This is a genomic window from Thermus composti, assembly GCF_014647535.1.
GTDB classification, from domain to species: domain Bacteria; phylum Deinococcota; class Deinococci; order Deinococcales; family Thermaceae; genus Thermus; species Thermus composti.
This window is the reverse complement of the sequence record NZ_BMPJ01000023.1, coordinates 16,445-32,382: the sequence shown is the minus strand read 5'-3', so window position 1 is coordinate 32,382 and position 15,938 is coordinate 16,445. Positions and strand designations below refer to the sequence as shown.

Genomic DNA, 15,938 nt, shown 5'->3' with positions numbered 1-15,938 from the left:
ATGAAGTCACCCAAGAACTCTTGAAGCAGGCTAAGGGAGGGCGAGGAAGGAGTTTTGGGTAAAGCCCTGGATTTTTGGGATGGTCCCTTAGTGTATACTTATGCGTGCCCCCTTCCGGGGGTAGACTGGGAGGGACAATGAAGATCGTCTTGGCTTACTCCGGCGGGCTGGACACCAGCATCATCCTCAAGTGGCTCAAGGAGACCTACGGGGCCGAGGTCATCGCCTTCACCGCGGACATCGGCCAGGGGGAGGAGGTGGAGGAGGCCCGCAAGAAGGCCCTGGCCACAGGGGCCTCCAAGGCCATCGCCCTGGACCTAAGGGAAGAGTTCGTGCGGGACTTCGTCTTCCCCATGTTCCGGGCCGGGGCGGTGTACGAGGGCTACTACCTCCTGGGTACCTCTATCGCCAGGCCCCTTATCGCCAAGTACCTGGTGAAGATCGCCGAGGAGGAAGGGGCCGAGGCCATCGCCCACGGGGCCACGGGCAAGGGAAACGACCAGGTGCGCTTTGAGCTCACCGCCTACGCCCTCAAGCCCGACATCAAGGTCATCGCCCCCTGGCGGGAGTGGAGTTTCCAGGGGCGCCAGGAGATGATCGCCTACGCCGAGGCCCACGGGATCCCCGTGCCCGTGACCCAGGAGAAGCCCTACTCCATGGACGCCAACCTCTTGCATATTTCCTACGAGGGGGGCGTCCTCGAGGACCCCTGGGCCGAGCCCCCCAAGGGGATGTTCCGCATGACCGTGGAGCCGGAGGAGGCCCCGGATGCGCCGGAGTACGTGGAGGTGGAGTTTTTGGAGGGGGACCCCGTGGCGGTGAACGGGGAAAGGCTTTCCCCGGCGGCCCTTTTGCAAAAACTTAACGAGATCGGCGGGCGGCACGGGGTGGGCCGGGTGGACATCGTGGAGAACCGCTTCGTGGGGATGAAGTCCCGGGGGGTCTACGAGACCCCGGGGGGGACGATCCTCTACCACGCAAGGCGGGCGGTGGAAAGCCTCACCCTGGACCGGGAGGTCCTCCACCAAAGGGACCTGCTCTCCCCCAAGTACGCCGAGCTCGTCTACTACGGCTTCTGGTACGCCCCCGAGCGGGAGGCCCTCCAGGCCTACTTTGACCACGTGGCGAAAAGCGTCACCGGGGTGGCCCGGCTCAAGCTCTACAAGGGGAACGTGTACGTGGTGGGGAGGAAGGCGGAAAAAAGCCTCTACCGGAAGGACCTCGTCTCCTTTGACGAGCTTGGGGGCTACGACCAGAAGGACGCCGAGGGCTTCATCAAGATCCAGGCCCTGCGCCTGAGGGTGCGGGCCCTGGTGGAAAAGGAGGGCCATGGCGCATAGGACCTGGGGGGGCCGCTTCGGGGAGGGGCCGGACGCCCTTGCGGCCCGCTTCAACGCCTCCCTTTCCTTTGACCGCGCCTTCTGGCGGGAGGACCTCTGGCAGAACCGGGTCCACGCCCGGATGCTCCACGCCGTGGGTCTCCTGAGCGGGGAGGAGCTAGAGGCAATCCTAAAGGGACTGGACCAGATAGAGGCGGAGATTACGGCGGGCACCTTCCCCTGGCGGGAGGAGCTTGAGGACGTCCACATGAACCTCGAGGCCCGCCTCATAGAGCTCATCGGCCCCCCGGGGGGGAAGCTCCACACCGCCCGGAGCCGCAACGACCAGGTGGCCACGGACTTTAGGCTTTTCCTGCGGGCCGCCATAGACGAGCTCCTCGCCCTCCTCCTTGAAACCAGGCGGGTCTTGGTGCGGGAGGCGGAGAAGCACTTAGAGCCCCTTTACGTCCTTCCCGGCTACACCCACCTGCAGCGGGCCCAGCCCGTCCTCTTAAGCCACTGGTTTTTGGCCTACTACGAGATGCTTAAGCGGGACGCGGGGCGCCTGGAAGACGCCCGGGAGCGCCTCAACGAAAGCCCCTTGGGGGCGGCGGCCCTGGCGGGGACGGGCTTCCCCATAGACCGCCACTTCACCGCAAGGGAGCTTGGCTTCAAGGCCCCCATGCGGAACTCCCTGGACGCGGTGGCCAGCCGGGACTTCGCCCTCGAGGTCCTCTCCGCCTTAAACATCGGCCAGCTCAACCTCTCCCGCCTTGCCGAGGAGCTCATCCTCTACAGCACCGAGGAGTTCGGCTTCGTGGAGGTCCCCGACGCCTTCGCCACCGGGTCTTCCATCATGCCCCAGAAGAAGAACCCGGACATCCTGGAGCTCATCCGGGCCAAGGCGGGAAGGGTTTTGGGGGCCCTGGTGGGGCTTTCCACCGTGGTCAAGGGGCTTCCCTTGGCCTACAACAAGGACCTCCAGGAGGACAAGGAGCCCCTTCTGGACGCCCTCGCCACCTACCGGGATAGCCTCAAGCTCCTCGCCGCCCTGCTCCCCGGGCTTAGGTGGAACCGGGAAAGGATGTGGCGGGCGGCGGAGGAGGGCTTCGCCCTGGCCACGGAGCTTGCCGACTACCTGGCGGAAAAGGGGCTTCCTTTTAGGGAGGCCCACCACGTGGTGGGAAGGCTCGTGCGGAAGCTTTTGGAGGAGGGGCGGGCCCTCCAAGACCTCACCCTGGAGGAGCTTAAGGCCCACCACCCCCTCTTCGCCGAGGACGCCCTCCCCCTCCTCCGTCTGAAGACCGCCATCCATAGGCGCCGCTCCTATGGGGGCACGGCCCCCATGGCGGTGTGGGAGCGGCTTGAGGAGGCCAAGAAGGAGGTGGGCCTTGACTGAGATGAAGGAGCTTTCCCTTTCCCCGGTGGTCCTTCCCGAGGTGCGCCCCGAAGCGGCGGTGGAGCTCAGGAAGGCGCGCTTGAGCGACGTGGACGCCATCTACTGGCTCATCCGCTACTGGGCGGAAAAGGGCCTGATGCTCGTTAGGAGCCATAGCCACCTCTACGAGAACATCCGGGACTTCCAGGTCCTCGAGGACGAGGACGGAAGGATCGTGGGCACCGTGGCCCTCCACGTCCTCTGGCGGGATTTGGCCGAGATCCGCGGGCTTGCCGTCCACCCGGCCCGGCAGGGGCAGGGCCTTGGCCGCTGGCTCGTCCTGGGGGCGGAAAGGGAGGCTAGGGACCTGGGGCTTCCCCGGGTCTTCGCCTGGACCTTGCAGGTGAACTTCTTCCGCGCCCTGGGCTACCAGGTGACGAGCCGGGAGGCCCTTCCCCCCAAGGTCTGGAGCGAGTGCAACGCCTGCCCCTTTTACGAGAACTGCCGGGAGATCGCCGTCATCAAGCACCTTTCCCCGGCCCCCTTCGGGGGCTAGAATGGGTGGGATGTGCGGCCTGGAGGCAGCATGGCGGGAGTGAAGGAGCGCGCCGTTTTGGTCCTGGAAGACGGCACCGTCTACCACGGCTACGCCTTCGGCGCCCGGGGGAAGACGGTGGGGGAGGTGGTCTTCAACACCGCCCAGACCGGCTACCAGGAGATCATGACCGACCCCAGCTACCACGGGCAGATCGTGGTCATGACCTACCCCCACCAGGGCAACTACGGGGTGAACGTCTACGATATGCAGTCCAACCGCCCCTGGGTGAAGGGCTTCGTGGCCAAGGAGTTCAGCCGCATCGCCTCCAACCCCCGGGCCCAGCAGACCATCGGGGAGTTCATGGAGTTCTACGGAGTGGTGGGGATTGAGGGCATAGACACCAGGGCCCTGGTGCGCAAAATCCGGGAAGGCGGGGTCTTGAAGGGGACCATCGCCCACGCAAGCCTCTTTGGCGCCCCCGACCACGCCTTCACCCCGGAGGAGCTCGCGGCCCTCCGCCAGGAGGCCAAGGCCTGGACGGACATTGACGGCCGGGACATGACCCCCGAGGTCTCCACGCCCCTCCCTTACGCCTGGCCCACCCTGAAATCGGGGCGGCGCATCGTGGTCATGGACTTCGGCATCAAGCACGCCATCGTGGAGAACCTAGCCGCCCTCGGCTTTGAGATCATCGTGGTGCCGGGCAAGACCCCGGCGAGCCAGATCATGGCCCTAGAGCCCCACGGCCTCCTCATCTCCAACGGCCCTGGGGACCCCACCATGCCCCGCTACGCCCACGAGACCATCTGGAAGCTCATGGGGCTTCTCCCCACCTTCGGCATCTGCTTAGGGCACCAGCTTCTCGCCCTGGCGGCGGGGGGCAGGACCTTCAAGATGAAGTTCGGCCACCGGGGGGCGAACCACCCGGTGAAGAACCTCCTCACGGGGAAGATAGAGATCACCAGCCAGAACCACGGCTACGCCGTGGACATTGACTCCCTCAAGGACTTCCGCCCCACCCACATCAACTTAAACGACGGGACCCTCGAGGGCATGGCCCACGCCCGCTACCCCGTCTTCTCCGTCCAGTACCACCCCGAGGCCGCCCCCGGGCCCCACGACGCCCTCTACCTCTTCCGCCGCTTTTTGGAGGAGGTGGAGGCCTTCCACGGGGCCACGGGCCTCCCCGTGGAAAAGCAACGGGCCGACCAGCACGGGATCTAAGCGCCCCCACCGCGGCGAAAGCCCTGGTGGGGTTAGAAGTCCCGGTTGCCCCCGGAGAGGACCAGGGCGAGGGTCTCGGGAAGCCTCGCCCCGTGCTCCAGCACCGCCGCCAGGGGCAGGGCCCCGGTGGGCTCTATCACCTGCTTGGTGCGGGTGAAGAGGAGGCGCTCGGCCTCGAGGATCGCCTCCTCGCTCACCGTGAGGACCCCGTCCACCCTTTCCCGGAGGATGGGAAAGGTGTGCGCCCCAAGGCTTAGGGTGCGCACCCCGTCCGCCCGGGTCTTGGGGGCTTCGGGGAGGCGGACGATCCTACCCTCTTCCAGGCTCCTCCTTGCGTCGTCCGCGGCCTCGGGCTCCACCCCGTAGACCCTGGTGGTGGGGGAGAGGGCTTTCACCGCCGTGGCCACCCCGGCGAGGAGCCCCCCGCCCCCCACGGGGACCAAAACCGCCTCCGGGAAAACCCCCGCCTTGCCCGCCTGGGCCATGAGTTCCAGCCCCACCGTGCCCTGCCCCGCCATCACCAGGGGGTCGTCAAAGGGGTGGATGAAGGCGTAGCCCGTCTCCTCCAAAAGGGCCTGGGCCACCTCCTCCCGGTTCTCGGCCCTCACCCCCCGGTCCACCACCTCCGCCCCGTAGGCCCGGGCGCAGGCCTTTTTGAAGGGGCTTGCGTCCTCGGGCATCACCACCAGGGCCTTCACCCCCAAGACCCGGGCGGCGTAGGCCACCCCCTGGGCGTGGTTGCCGCTGGATACGGCGAGAAGCCCCTTGGGGGCCTTAAGGGTGAGGGCCTTGGCCAGGGCGCCCCGGGCCTTGAAGCTTCCCGTCTTCTGCAGGTGCTCGGCCTTGAGGAGAAGGCGCTTTCCCAGAAGCTCGTCCAGGAGGCGGGAGGTGAGGAGGGGGGTGCGGTGGGTGTAGGGGGCGATGCGCCGGAAGGCGGCGTGGATGGCGGCCAGGTCCATGCCCCCATCATGCCACCTGGACACCCCCCCTTGGCCGCGCTAAAGTGGTAGGGGTATGGACTTCCTCTACACCCTGGTCATCCTTCTTTACCTCGGCGTGGCTGGCCTTCTGGTCTACCTGGTCCTGGTGCAGGAGCCCAGGCAGGGGGCGGGGGACCTCATGGGCGGGGGCACGGACCTCTTTTCCGCCCGCGGCGTGACGGGGGGGCTATACCGCCTCACCGTGATCCTGGGCGTGGTCTTCGCCGCCTTGGCCCTCCTCATCGGCCTCTGGCCCCGTTGACAAGAAGCCGTCTCCCCGGTACCATAGGCCTTGCCTGGGGCCGTGGCGCAGTTGGGAGCGCGCCTCAATGGCATTGAGGAGGTCACCGGTTCGAATCCGGTCGGCTCCACCAAAAAGCCCCCGAAAGGGGGCTTTCGCCTTTTCCCTTGCCGGAAGCTTGGGCCGTGGGGTATAGTGGAAAGCCGGTGGCCCTAGGGGCCTCAAAAGGGGAAGCCATGTTCGCGATCGTCAAGACGGGTGGCAAGCAGTACCGGGTGGAGCCCGGGCTCAGGCTCAAGGTGGAAAAGCTTTCCGCCGAGCCCGGAAGCCTTGTGGAGCTCCCCGTCCTCCTCCTGGGGGGCGAGAAACCCAAGGTGGGCACCCCCTTCGTGGAGGGGGCCAAGGTGGTGGCCGAGGTGTTGGGCCACGGCCGGGGCAAGAAGATCACCATCTCCAAGTTCAAGGCCAAGGTCCAGTACCGCCGCAAGAAGGGGCACCGGCAGCCTTACACCGAGCTCCTCATCAAGGAGATCCAGGGGTGAACCATGGCGCATAAAAAGGGACTGGGTTCTACCAAGAACGGGCGCGACTCCCAGGCTAAACGCCTGGGGGTGAAGCGCTACGGCGGCCAGGTGGTGCGGGCGGGCAACATCCTGGTGCGCCAGCGGGGCACCAAGTTCAAGCCGGGGAAGAACGTGGGCATGGGCCGGGACTTCACCCTCTTCGCCCTGGTGGATGGGGTGGTGGAGTTCCAGGACAAGGGGCGGCTTGGCCGCTTCGTGCACGTGCGCCCTTTGGGCTAGGGTCTTGCGTTTCCAAGACGTCCTCCTCATCACCGTCGCCGCCGGTAGGGGTGGCGACGGCGCCATTTCCTTCCGCCGCGAGAAGTTCGTGCCCAAGGGCGGGCCGGACGGGGGGGATGGGGGGCGGGGAGGGAGCGTCTACCTAAGGGCCAAGGGGAGCGTGGACTCCCTCTCGGAGCTTTCCAAACGCGTCTACAAGGCTGAGGACGGGGAACACGGCAAGGGAAGCGGGCAGCACGGCCGCGCGGGGCGGGACCTCTACATAGAGGTGCCCAGGGGCACCCGGGTTTACGACGCCGACACCGGGGAGCTTCTTTCCGACCTGGTGGAGGAGGGCCAGGTGGTCCTGGTGGCCCGGGGCGGGGAAGGGGGGCGGGGCAACGTTCACTTCGTCACCCCCACCCGCCAAGCGCCCCGCTTCGCCGAGGCGGGGGAGGAGGGGGAGAAGCGGAGGCTTAGGCTAGAGCTTCTGCTCATCGCCGACGTGGGCTTGGTGGGCTACCCCAACGCCGGCAAGTCCAGCCTCCTCGCCGCCACCACCCACGCCCACCCCAAGATCGCCCCTTACCCCTTCACCACCCTGAGCCCCAACCTGGGGGTGGTGGAGCTTTCCGAGGAGGCCCGCTTCACCCTGGCGGACATCCCCGGGATCATTGAAGGGGCAAGCCAGGGGAAGGGCCTAGGGCTAGAGTTTCTTCGCCACATCGCCCGCACCCGGGTCCTCCTCTACGTGCTGGACGCCGCGGAGGACCCCGTGGCCGCCCTTAGGACCCTGCGGGCCGAGGTGGGGGCCTACGACCCGGGGCTTCTTCTGCGGCCCAGCCTGGTGGCCCTCAACAAGGTGGACCTCCTCTCCCCCGAGGCGGTGGCCGCCCGGGTCTCGGCCCTGGCGGCGGAAGGGCTTCCCGTCCTCCCCGTGAGCGCCCTCACGGGGGAGGGGCTTCCCGAGCTTAAGGAGGCCCTTTGGGGTCTGGTCCAGGCCGCCCCGGCCCCCGAGCTTCCCAAGCCCGCCCCCAAGGCCGTGGTCCGGGCGGGGGTGGAGGTGGTGCCCCTGGAGGAAGGGGTTTACGAGGTGCGGGCCCCCGAGGTGGAGCGCTACCTTAAGCGCCTCAAGGGGGACCTGATGGAGGCGGCCGGGTACCTCCAGGAGGTCTTCCGGCGCTTCGGGGTGGAGGCGGCCCTCAGGGCCAAGGGGGTGCGGGCCGGGGACGTGGTGCGCATCGCCGGCCTGGAGTTTGAGTACATCCCGGAGGTTTAGGGTGCGCATCGGCCTTTTCGGCGGGAGCTTTGACCCCATCCACCTGGGGCACCTCCTGGCCGCCAGCGAGGCGGCGGAGGCTTTGGGGCTAGACCGGGTCCTCTTCGTGGTGGCCGCCCGGCCGCCCCACAAGACCCCCGTGGCCCCCCCGGAGGCCCGCTACGAGATGGTCCTTTTGGCCACAGCGGAGGATCCGAGGTTTTGCCCCTCGAGGCTGGAGCTGGACCGCCCGGGGCCCAGCTACACCGTGGACACCCTGGAGGAGGCCCGGAGGCTTTTCCCCAGGGACGAGCTCTTCTTCATCACCGGGGCCGACGCCTACCGGGACGTCCTCACCTGGAAGGAGGGGAGGAGGCTCCCCGAGCTGGCCACGTTGGTGGCGGTGGCCCGGCCGGGCTACGCCCTCGAGGGGGTGCCCCTCCCCGTCCTTCCCCTTTACGTGCCCGAGGTGGGCATCTCCAGCACGGAGATCCGCAGGCGCCTGAAGGAGGGGCGGAGCGTCCGCTACTGGGTGCCCCGCCCCGTGGAGGTGTACCTTGCAAAGCACGCCCTCTACCGCTGAACTTTCGGAGAAGGTGAAGGCTTTGGTGCGGCCCGAGCGGTGGGCCCACATCCTGAGGGTGGCGGAGCTTGCCCGAACCATCGCCCAGAGGAACGGCCTGGACCCGGATCGGGCCTACCTGGCGGGGCTTCTCCACGACGCCGCCCGGGACCTTCCCGAGGCGGAGCTTTTGCGCCTCGCCCCCCCGGAAAACGAGGTGGAGCGGGCCCACCCCCTGGCCCTCCACGGCCGGGCGGCCCGCAGGCTGGCCGAGGCCTGGGGCGTGGAGGACCGGGAGGTTTTGGAGGCGGTGGAGGGGCATGTTTTCGGGGTCTTGCCGGAAAACGGGATCGGGATGGCCCTCTACGTGGCGGACGTTTCCGAGCCAGGCCGGGGCGTGAACGGGGAGATCCGGGAGCTGGCCCTGGGGGGGAGGCTTTTGGAAGCCTACCGGAAGGCGGTGGCAAGCAAAGTGGAGTACCTTCAGAAAAAAGGGGTTCCCATCCACCCCAGGACCCTCGAGGTGTACCATAGCCTTTCGGATGCGCCCTAGGCTTTCCCTTCTCCTCCTCGCCCTGAGCCTCTTCCTCTTGGGAGGGGTGCTCTCCCTGCCCCGAAAGGAGGAAGCCTTTCGCCCGGTGCGCGCCCAGGGGCAGGGGCCTTGGGAGCTGGGCCTCGTGGTGGGGGCGAGGGACATAGAGTATTGCGCCCCCAGGACCCCTTGCGGCCCCGGCTCCCGCACGGACACCCTCTTCTACGTCCGGGTTCGGGGGCAGGAGGTGCGGGCGGTGGCGATACCCCGGGACCTCTATAGCCCCCTCGTGGGGGGCAAGATCAACGCCGTTTATGGCCGGGGGGGCGGGGCGCTCCTCAAGCAGGCGGTGGCCGAGGCCACGGGACTTGTGGCCGAGCGCTACCTGGTCCTCACCCTGGAAAGCGTGGCCCGGGTGGTGGACGCCGTGGGGGGAGTGGAGGTCTATTTGGAAAGGCCCATGCGCTACACCGACCGGGCGGCTCGGCTTTACATAGACTTCCCCGCAGGCCGCCTCCACCTCTCCGGGGAGGAGGCGGTGAGGTACATGCGCTTCCGCCACGACGCCTTCGGGGACTACGCCCGTTTGGACCGAATCAAGGAGGTTCTGGCCCAGGTTTTGAGGAAGGCCCAGGACCCCCGCACCTGGCCCGCCCTGGCCGCCGCCTTGAGGGAGGTGTGGCGGGAGCTGGACACCGACCTCACCCTGGAGGAGGTCTTGGCCCAGCTTCCCCGGGTCCAGGGGGTGCGGCTCGCCCTCGCCACCCTGCCCACCCGGGAAGGGCCTGGTACCTTCCTCTACGTGGACGAGGCGGCCCGGGCCCGGTTCCTCGCCGCCTTTTTGGAGGCCCCGTCCCCGGAGGCCCCCCCGGGGGTTAGGGTGCGGCTTAGGGGGGAGGAGAGGACCCTGCTCCTTTGGGGCAAGCGCTTCTTGGAGAGAGCGGGGGTGGAGGTGGTGCTGGAGGAGGCCCCCGTGGTCCGGAGCGCCGTCTACACCCAGGACCTGGAGGCGGGCCGCTACCTGAGCGACCTCTTCCACCTGCCCCTCCTCGCCCCCCACCTCCCGGTGGAAGGGGCGGTGGTGGCCCTGGGCAAGGACCTGCTACACTAGGCTTAGATGGTGAAGGCTAAGGAGGCGGTAGAGCTGGTCGGGCAGATCAAGCATCTCCTTTGGGAAAAGAAGGCGGAGGACGTGGTGGTCCTGGACCTCAGGGCCGTTTCCGAAAGCCTGGACTACTTCGTGGTGGCCAGCGCCACCAGCACCCCCCACCTCCAGGCCCTGGAGCGCCACCTCCAGGAGAAGCTGGAGGAGGAGGGGTTGCGCCCCCGCCCCACCGAGGGGCAAAGCCCCCGTTGGGTGGTCCTGGACTACGGGGAGGTGGTGGTCCACCTCATGACCCCGGAGGCCCGGGCCTACTACGACCTCGAGGGTTTCTGGGCCGACGCCGAGCGGCTTTAGCTTTGACCCTTTAAGGGCCCCGGCGTCCCGCCCTTTCCCTGGCCCAAAGCGCCCCCCGGGAGCCTTTCGCTAGGGATCCATGCCAGCGCAAGCCAGGATGGAATCAGACCTTGGGCGGGGCCAGAGGCCCCATGATGAACCGCTGGAAGACCAGGTAGAAGGCCAAGTAGACGGCGAACTGGAACCAGAAGTGGGCGGCCCAAGGAAGGCCCAGGGCCCCGAGGACCACGATCACCGTCACGGCCGCCGTCATGACCAGGGTGGTCCGGAGGAAGATCCCGGGAAGGTAGGGGAGGAACTGCCGAAAGGTCTTGGGACGGCGGGCTTCCCACTCCTTTAGGGCTTTCCGTTTTAGCTTTTCCTCTCGCTTCTTCTTGCCCACGGGAAAAGTATACTGGGCTTCGTGAGAACCGTGAGCACGGTGGCCGAGCTCCGGGAGGCCCTTCCCCGGGAGGGGGTGGGCTTCGTGCCCACCATGGGCTACCTCCACCGGGGGCATCTGGCCTTGGTGGAGCGGGCCCGCAAGGAGAACCCCTTCGTGGTGGTCTCCATCTTCGTCAATCCCTTGCAGTTTGGCCCCGGGGAGGACTACCACCGCTACCCCCGGGACCTCAAGCGGGACCAGGCCCTCCTGGAAGAGGCGGGGGTGGACCTCCTCTTCGCCCCAAGCGTGGAGGAGATGTACCCCAAAGGCTTCGCAAGCCGGGTCCAGGTGGAGGGTCCCCTCACCGCCCTTTGGGAGGGAGAGGCGCGCCCTGGCCACTTCCAGGGGGTGGCCACGGTGGTGGCGCGGCTTTTCCTCTTGGTCCAGCCCCAAAGGGCTTACTTCGGGGAGAAGGACTACCAGCAACTTCTGGTCATCCGCCGGATGGCGCGGGACCTGGGCTTTCCCGTGGAGGTGGTGGGGGTGCCCACGGTGCGGGAGGAAGACGGCCTCGCCCTTTCCAGCCGCAACGTCTACCTTTCCCCCGAGACCCGCAAGAAGGCCCCCGTCCTCTTCCGGGCCCTTTCCGCCATGCGGGAGGTGGCCTTGGCGGGGGGGAGCGTGGCCCAGGCCTTGCGGGCGGGCGAGGGGGTTTTGGCGGAGGTGCCCGAGTTCCGCAAGGACTACCTGGCCATCGTCCACCCCGAGACCCTGCTTCCCCTCTCCGACTGGGTCAAGGGGGCAAGGGGGCTTGTGGCCGGCCGGTTCCCGGAGGTCCGCCTCATTGACAACCTGGAGGTGTACCCGTGAGCGAAGCCCAGGGCTCCAAGCAAAGCCTTTTGGAGATGCTCAAGGCCATGGTCCAGGCCCGGGCCTCCGACATCCACCTGCAGGCGGGGGCCCCGCCCACCGTCCGGGTGGACGGGAAGCTTAGGCCCTTCGGCAACCGCCCCTTAACCCCCAAGGACACCGAGGCCATCGTGCGGGCCCTCCTCACCCCGGAGCAGCAGGAGGAGCTGGAGTACCGCAAGGAGATGGACTTCGCCTACACCATCCCCGGGGTGGCCCGCTTCCGCTGTAACCTCCTTAAGCAGCGGGGAAGCTTTGGCCTGGTGATGCGGGTGGTCTCCGAGGTGATCCCGAGCTTTGAGGCGCTAGGCCTTCCCCGGGAGGTGATGGAAAACCTCGCCGCCAGGGAGCGGGGGCTCATCCTGGTGACGGGTCCTACGGGAAGCGGCAAGAGCACCACCCTGGCCGCCCTCATAGACCACATCAACCTCCACTACGCCAAGAACATCATCACCATTGAGGACCCCATAGAGTTTTTGCACAAGCACAAGAAGAGCCTGGTGGTGCAGCGGGAGGTGGGGCTGGACACGGACAGCTTTTACTCCGGCCTCAAGTACGCCCTCCGCCAGGACCCCGACGTGATCATGGTGGGGGAGATGCGGGACAAGGAGACGGTGGAGGCCGCCCTCATGGCCGCCCAAACCGGGCACCTGGTCCTCTCCACCCTCCACACCCTGGACGCTTGGCGCACCATCAACCGCATCATTGAGTTCTTCCCCCTCCACGAGCACCAGCAGGTGCGGATTCTCCTCGCCGAGTCCCTGCTTGGCATCCTCTCCCAGCGCCTCCTCCCCCGGGCGGACGGGCAGGGGCGGGTTCTGGCCCTGGAGGTCCTCATCGCCACGCCCTACGTGCGGGAGCTCATCAAGGACGAGGAGAAGACCCCCCAGATCAAGGAGGCCATGATGGAGGGCTCCCTCCACGGGATGCGCACCTTTGACCAGCACCTGGTGGAGCTTTACACCGAGGGGCTCATCTCCTTGGAGGACGCCCTTTCCGCCGCCACCAGCCCCCACGAGTTTAGGCTCCTCCTCACCAAGGCCACGGGGCAGGCCTACTGAGCCTTTCCATGCTTCCACGAGGGGTATAATCCCGGGCGGAGGGGTTTATGCTGGTTACCGGTCTAGAGATTCTCAAAAAGGCGCGGGCCGAGGGTTACGGGGTGGGGGCTTTCAACACCAACAACATGGAGTTCACCCAGGCTATCCTCGAGGCCGCCGAGGAGATGAAAAGCCCCGTGATCCTGGCCCTTTCCGAAGGGGCCATGAAGTACGGGGGCCGGGCCCTCACCCGCATGGTGGTGGCCCTGGCCCAGGAGGCCCGGGTGCCCGTGGCCGTGCACCTGGACCACGGCTCCAGCTATGAAAGCGTCCTTAAAGCCCTCAGGGAGGGCTTCACCAGCGTCATGATTGACAAGTCCCACGAGGACTTTGAGACCAACGTCCGGGAGACCAAGCGGGTGGTGGAGGCGGCCCACGCGGTGGGGGTCACGGTGGAGGCGGAGCTTGGGCGGCTTGCGGGGATTGAGGAGCACGTGGCCGTGGACGAGAAGGATGCCCTCCTCACCAACCCCGAGGAGGCCAGGATCTTCATGGAGCGCACGGGGGCCGACTACCTGGCGGTGGCCATCGGCACCAGCCACGGGGCCTACAAGGGGAAGGGCCGCCCCTTCATTGACCACCCCCGTCTGGAGCGCATCGCCGCCCTGGTGCCGGCGCCTCTGGTCCTCCACGGGGCAAGCGCCGTGCCCCAGGCGCTGGTGGAGCGCTTCCGGGCCGCAGGGGGCGAGATCGGGGAGGCCTCGGGGATCCACCCCGAGGACATCAAGAAGGCCATCGCCTTGGGCATCGCCAAGATCAACACCGACACCGACCTGCGCCTGGCCTTCACCGCCTTGGTGCGGGAGACCCTTGGGAAAAACCCCAAGGAGTTTGACCCCAGGAAGTACCTAGGCCCCGCCCGGGAGGCGGTGAAGGAAGTGGTGAAAAGCCGCATGGAGCTTTTCGGCTCCGTGGGGAAGGCTTAAGTACCCCACCGTAGCGAAAGCCACGGTGGGGGCCCCCAAAGGGACTTCCTAGGCCTCATTTCACCCCATGTTGCGAAACCACCGGTGCGGCCGCTAGCCCTCCCAAGGGACCCGCGCCCCGGGGAGGAGGATGCGGTGCTCCGTGTAGACCCCCGCCTTGGCGTAGCATGGGCCCATGAACCCCGTGCGCTTCATCCGGGAAAAACGGGACGGGCATAAGCACCGCCAGGAGGACCTAAAGGCCTTCCTCCTCGGCTATCTGCGGGACGAGGTGCCGGACTACCAGGTGGCCGCCTGGCTCATGGCGGCCTTCCTCCGGGGCCTGGACGCCGAGGAGACCCTCTGGCTCACCGAGACCATGGCCTACTCGGGGAAGGTGCTGGACCTCTCCGGCCTTCCCCACCCCGTGGACAAGCACTCCTCGGGGGGGGTGGGGGACAAGGTGAGCCTGGTGGTGGGGCCGATCCTCGCTGCAAGCGGGTGCACCTTCGCCAAGATGTCGGGCCGGGGTCTGGCCCACACCGGGGGGACCATAGACAAGCTGGAGTCGGTGCCGGGCTGGCGAGGGGAGATGACCGAAGCGGAGTTTATGGAAAGGGCCCGGCAGGTGGGCCTGGTCATCGCCGCCCAAAGCCCGGACCTCGCCCCCCTGGACGGGAAGCTTTACGCCCTCCGCGACGTGACCGCCACGGTGGAGAGCGTGCCTTTGATCGCTAGCTCCATCATGAGTAAAAAGCTCGCCGCCGGGGCGCGGAGCATCGTCTTGGACGTGAAGGTGGGCCGGGGGGCCTTCATGAAGACCCTGGAGGAGGCCCGGCACCTGGCGGAGACCATGGTGGGGATCGGCCGGGGGGCGGGAAGGCGGGTGAGGGCCCTCCTCACCTCCATGGAAGCCCCCTTGGGCCGGGCGGTGGGGAACGCCATAGAGGTGCGGGAGGCCATCCTGACCCTCAAGGGCCAAGGCCCTGAGGACCTCCTGGAGGTAGCCCTAGCCCTGGCGGAAGAGGCCTTGAAGCTTGAGGGGCTTGACCCCGCCCTCGCCCGGAAGGCCTTAGAAAGCGGGGCCGCCTTGGAGAAGTTCCGGGCCTTTGTGGAGGCCCAGGGAGGGAACCCTCGTGTGGTTGAGGACTTCGCCCTTCTCCCCTTGGCGGAGGAGGTTCCCCTCCTCGCCGAGGGGGCGGGGGTGGTGCGGGAGGTGGACGCTTACCAAGTGGGCCTTGCCGTCCTCGCCTTGGGCGGGGGGCGGAAGCGGAAGGGGGAGGCCATTGACCACGGGGTGGGGGTCTACCTCCTGAAGAAGCCCGGGGACCGGGTGGAACGGGGAGAGGCCCTGGCCCTCCTTTACCACCGGGGGCGGGGTTTGGAAGAGGCCCTGGCCCACCTCAAAGAGGCTTTCGTCCTGGGGGAGACGGCAAGCCCGGCCCCCCTGGTCCTGGACCGGGTGGGGTAGGGTTGGTATACTCGCCCTGGTGAAAAGGCGGCCTACCCGGTACACCCTCCTCCTCGCCCGAAGCGGTGGGGGAAGTCGGGCCCTAAGCCTTCCCGGCTGGGCGGTTCTGGCCCTTTCGGGGTTTTTGCTCCTCTGGAGCGGGGTCAACGCCTACCTTTGGTACAGGGCCAGGGAGGTTAGGGCCCTGGAGGCCAGGATCCGCGCCCTCTCCCAGGAGGCCAGGCGGCTTTCCCTGGCCCTGGAGGCGGAGCGCACCCAAAACGGGGTTCTCTCCCAAGAGGCCGAGCGGGCTAAGAAGGAGCTGGAAGCCCTAAAGAAGGCCATGGACGAGCTCCGCCGCCGGGCGGGGCTTTCCCCCTTGAACGCCCTACCCGTGCGCTACCAAGAGGGGGGGCAGGGGGGCGGGGCCTTGGAGGGGTGGGCGGAGGTCCAGGCCACCCTCCTGGACCTTAGAAACCAGCTTTCCGAGATCGCCCCGGCCCTGGAGCGCACCCTCGAGGTGGAAAGAAGCCTCCCCTTGGGGTTTCCCTTGCGGGCGTACGAGGGGGTAACCTCCTATTTTGGGATGCGGGAAAACCCCTTTGGCCCCGGGGTGGAGTTCCACGATGGCCTGGACTTCTCGGCTCCCTACGGCGCCCCCGTCCACGCCACGGGAAGCGGGGTGGTGGTCCAGGCGGGCTGGATGGGGGCCTACGGCCTGGCGGTGCTTTTGGACCACGCCGAGGGGTACGAGACCCTCTACGGCCACCTCTCCCGCATCGCCGTCCGCCCTGGGCAAAGGGTGGAGCGGGGGCAGCTTTTGGGCTACGTGGGCTCCACGGGCCGCTCCACCGGCCCCCACCTTCACTACAGCGTCTACCGCCACGGGGTAGCGGTGGACCCCAGGCCCTACCTGGAGGCCCGCCGGTAGAATGGG

At 67.5% G+C, this 15,938-nt stretch carries 19 protein-coding genes and 1 tRNA gene; 18 read left to right on the top strand and 2 right to left on the bottom strand.

What is annotated here, in order from left to right; translation table 11 throughout:
• Window positions 1-137 precede the first annotated feature (137 nt).
• Genes IEX93_RS09075 through carA form a run of 4 tightly spaced genes read left to right on the top strand, consistent with a single transcriptional unit; the run spans window position 138 to window position 4,459 of the window.
• Entirely contained in the window at window positions 138-1,340 is a 1,203-nt protein-coding gene (locus tag IEX93_RS09075) for an argininosuccinate synthase (protein WP_188847892.1), read from the top strand.
• Window positions 1,330-2,718: an argininosuccinate lyase gene (gene argH, locus IEX93_RS09070; RefSeq protein WP_188847891.1), complete on the top strand. Its 1,389-nt coding sequence runs from the start codon at window positions 1,330-1,332 to the stop codon at window positions 2,716-2,718. Before IEX93_RS09075 ends, argH begins: the two co-directional genes overlap by 11 nt.
• A gap of 1 nt (window position 2,719) precedes the next feature.
• Window positions 2,720-3,253, top strand: coding sequence for an N-acetyltransferase (locus IEX93_RS09065; protein WP_188847893.1), 534 nt, complete (start codon window positions 2,720-2,722; stop codon window positions 3,251-3,253).
• Window positions 3,254-3,283: 30 nt separating this feature from the next.
• Window positions 3,284-4,459: a glutamine-hydrolyzing carbamoyl-phosphate synthase small subunit gene (gene carA, locus IEX93_RS09060; RefSeq protein ID WP_188847890.1), complete on the top strand. Its 1,176-nt coding sequence runs from the start codon at window positions 3,284-3,286 to the stop codon at window positions 4,457-4,459.
• 32 nt (window positions 4,460-4,491) lie between these two features.
• Here carA and IEX93_RS09055 read toward each other — a convergent pair whose 3' ends face one another.
• The gene (locus tag IEX93_RS09055; protein WP_188847889.1) at window positions 4,492-5,418 is read right to left on the bottom strand and encodes a threonine/serine dehydratase family protein; all 927 of its coding nucleotides are present in this window, start codon (window positions 5,416-5,418) and stop codon (window positions 4,492-4,494) included.
• A 55-nt stretch (window positions 5,419-5,473) separates the two neighbouring features.
• On the opposite strand from IEX93_RS09055, the gene secG reads away from it, so the two are divergent.
• The 9 genes from secG (at window position 5,474) to rsfS (ending at window position 10,273) form a co-directional block, all read left to right on the top strand.
• A complete protein-coding gene (gene secG, locus IEX93_RS09050; protein ID WP_188847888.1) occupies window positions 5,474-5,701 on the top strand; it encodes a preprotein translocase subunit SecG in 228 nt (75 codons plus the stop codon).
• Between the two features lie 36 nt (window positions 5,702-5,737).
• Window positions 5,738-5,813, top strand: a tRNA-Ala gene (locus IEX93_RS09045).
• A gap of 103 nt (window positions 5,814-5,916) precedes the next feature.
• Window positions 5,917-6,222 (top strand): 50S ribosomal protein L21, encoded by a 306-nt coding sequence (gene rplU, locus IEX93_RS09040; protein ID WP_188847887.1) that lies wholly within the window; start codon window positions 5,917-5,919, stop codon window positions 6,220-6,222.
• 3 nt (window positions 6,223-6,225) lie between these two features.
• Window positions 6,226-6,483 (top strand): 50S ribosomal protein L27, encoded by a 258-nt coding sequence (gene rpmA, locus IEX93_RS09035; protein WP_188847886.1) that lies wholly within the window; start codon window positions 6,226-6,228, stop codon window positions 6,481-6,483.
• Between the two features lie 4 nt (window positions 6,484-6,487).
• Window positions 6,488-7,741 carry a GTPase ObgE gene (gene obgE / locus IEX93_RS09030; RefSeq protein WP_229906143.1) on the top strand — a complete coding sequence of 418 codons (1,254 nt, stop codon included), beginning with the start codon at window positions 6,488-6,490 and terminating at the stop codon, window positions 7,739-7,741.
• Between the two features lies 1 nt (window position 7,742).
• Window positions 7,743-8,303, top strand: coding sequence for a nicotinate-nucleotide adenylyltransferase (nadD, locus tag IEX93_RS09025; RefSeq protein ID WP_188847884.1), 561 nt, complete (start codon window positions 7,743-7,745; stop codon window positions 8,301-8,303).
• On the top strand, window positions 8,278-8,835 hold the full coding sequence (gene yqeK, locus IEX93_RS09020; RefSeq protein WP_188847883.1) for a bis(5'-nucleosyl)-tetraphosphatase (symmetrical) YqeK: 558 nt from the start codon (window positions 8,278-8,280) through the stop codon (window positions 8,833-8,835). Before nadD ends, yqeK begins: the two co-directional genes overlap by 26 nt.
• Window positions 8,825-9,925: an LCP family protein gene (locus IEX93_RS09015; RefSeq protein WP_188847882.1), complete on the top strand. Its 1,101-nt coding sequence runs from the start codon at window positions 8,825-8,827 to the stop codon at window positions 9,923-9,925. The genes yqeK and IEX93_RS09015 overlap by 11 nt, the downstream gene beginning before the upstream one ends.
• Window positions 9,926-9,931: 6 nt before the next feature.
• Window positions 9,932-10,273, top strand: coding sequence for a ribosome silencing factor (rsfS, locus tag IEX93_RS09010; protein WP_188847881.1), 342 nt, complete (start codon window positions 9,932-9,934; stop codon window positions 10,271-10,273).
• A gap of 103 nt (window positions 10,274-10,376) precedes the next feature.
• On the opposite strand, the gene IEX93_RS09005 is transcribed toward rsfS, so the two are convergent.
• Window positions 10,377-10,655: a hypothetical protein gene (locus IEX93_RS09005; protein WP_188847880.1), complete on the bottom strand. Its 279-nt coding sequence runs from the start codon at window positions 10,653-10,655 to the stop codon at window positions 10,377-10,379.
• Between the two features lie 21 nt (window positions 10,656-10,676).
• On the opposite strand from IEX93_RS09005, the gene panC reads away from it, so the two are divergent.
• From panC to IEX93_RS08980, 5 genes are all read left to right on the top strand, one after another.
• Window positions 10,677-11,507: a pantoate--beta-alanine ligase gene (gene panC, locus IEX93_RS09000; RefSeq protein ID WP_188847879.1), complete on the top strand. Its 831-nt coding sequence runs from the start codon at window positions 10,677-10,679 to the stop codon at window positions 11,505-11,507.
• Complete coding sequence (locus tag IEX93_RS08995) at window positions 11,504-12,607, top strand: type IV pilus twitching motility protein PilT (RefSeq protein ID WP_188847878.1); 1,104 nt, start codon at window positions 11,504-11,506, stop codon at window positions 12,605-12,607. The genes panC and IEX93_RS08995 overlap by 4 nt, the downstream gene beginning before the upstream one ends.
• Window positions 12,608-12,654: 47 nt before the next feature.
• Window positions 12,655-13,572, top strand: a complete 918-nt coding sequence (gene fba / locus IEX93_RS08990; RefSeq protein ID WP_188847877.1) for a class II fructose-1,6-bisphosphate aldolase — start codon at window positions 12,655-12,657, stop codon at window positions 13,570-13,572.
• Window positions 13,573-13,747: 175 nt separating this feature from the next.
• Window positions 13,748-15,022: a thymidine phosphorylase gene (locus IEX93_RS08985; protein ID WP_188847876.1), complete on the top strand. Its 1,275-nt coding sequence runs from the start codon at window positions 13,748-13,750 to the stop codon at window positions 15,020-15,022.
• Between the two features lie 19 nt (window positions 15,023-15,041).
• Entirely contained in the window at window positions 15,042-15,932 is an 891-nt protein-coding gene (locus IEX93_RS08980) for a M23 family metallopeptidase (protein WP_188847875.1), read from the top strand.
• The last annotated feature ends 6 nt before the right edge of the window (window positions 15,933-15,938 follow it).

Bases quoted from the DNA above. Each gene is read 5' to 3' on its own strand.
- IEX93_RS09075 (WP_188847892.1), top strand. From the start codon at position 138: ATGAAGATCGTCTTGGCTTACTCCGGCGGGCTGGACACCAGCATCATC.
- argH (WP_188847891.1), top strand. From the start codon at position 1,330: ATGGCGCATAGGACCTGGGGGGGCCGCTTCGGGGAGGGGCCGGACGCC.
- IEX93_RS09065 (WP_188847893.1), top strand. From the start codon at position 2,720: ATGAAGGAGCTTTCCCTTTCCCCGGTGGTCCTTCCCGAGGTGCGCCCC.
- carA (WP_188847890.1), top strand. From the start codon at position 3,284: ATGGCGGGAGTGAAGGAGCGCGCCGTTTTGGTCCTGGAAGACGGCACC.
- IEX93_RS09055 (WP_188847889.1), bottom strand. From the start codon at position 5,418: ATGGACCTGGCCGCCATCCACGCCGCCTTCCGGCGCATCGCCCCCTAC.
- secG (WP_188847888.1), top strand. From the start codon at position 5,474: ATGGACTTCCTCTACACCCTGGTCATCCTTCTTTACCTCGGCGTGGCT.
- rplU (WP_188847887.1), top strand. From the start codon at position 5,917: ATGTTCGCGATCGTCAAGACGGGTGGCAAGCAGTACCGGGTGGAGCCC.
- rpmA (WP_188847886.1), top strand. From the start codon at position 6,226: ATGGCGCATAAAAAGGGACTGGGTTCTACCAAGAACGGGCGCGACTCC.
- IEX93_RS09015 (WP_188847882.1), top strand. From the start codon at position 8,825: ATGCGCCCTAGGCTTTCCCTTCTCCTCCTCGCCCTGAGCCTCTTCCTC.
- rsfS (WP_188847881.1), top strand. From the start codon at position 9,932: ATGGTGAAGGCTAAGGAGGCGGTAGAGCTGGTCGGGCAGATCAAGCAT.
- fba (WP_188847877.1), top strand. From the start codon at position 12,655: ATGCTGGTTACCGGTCTAGAGATTCTCAAAAAGGCGCGGGCCGAGGGT.
- IEX93_RS08985 (WP_188847876.1), top strand. From the start codon at position 13,748: ATGAACCCCGTGCGCTTCATCCGGGAAAAACGGGACGGGCATAAGCAC.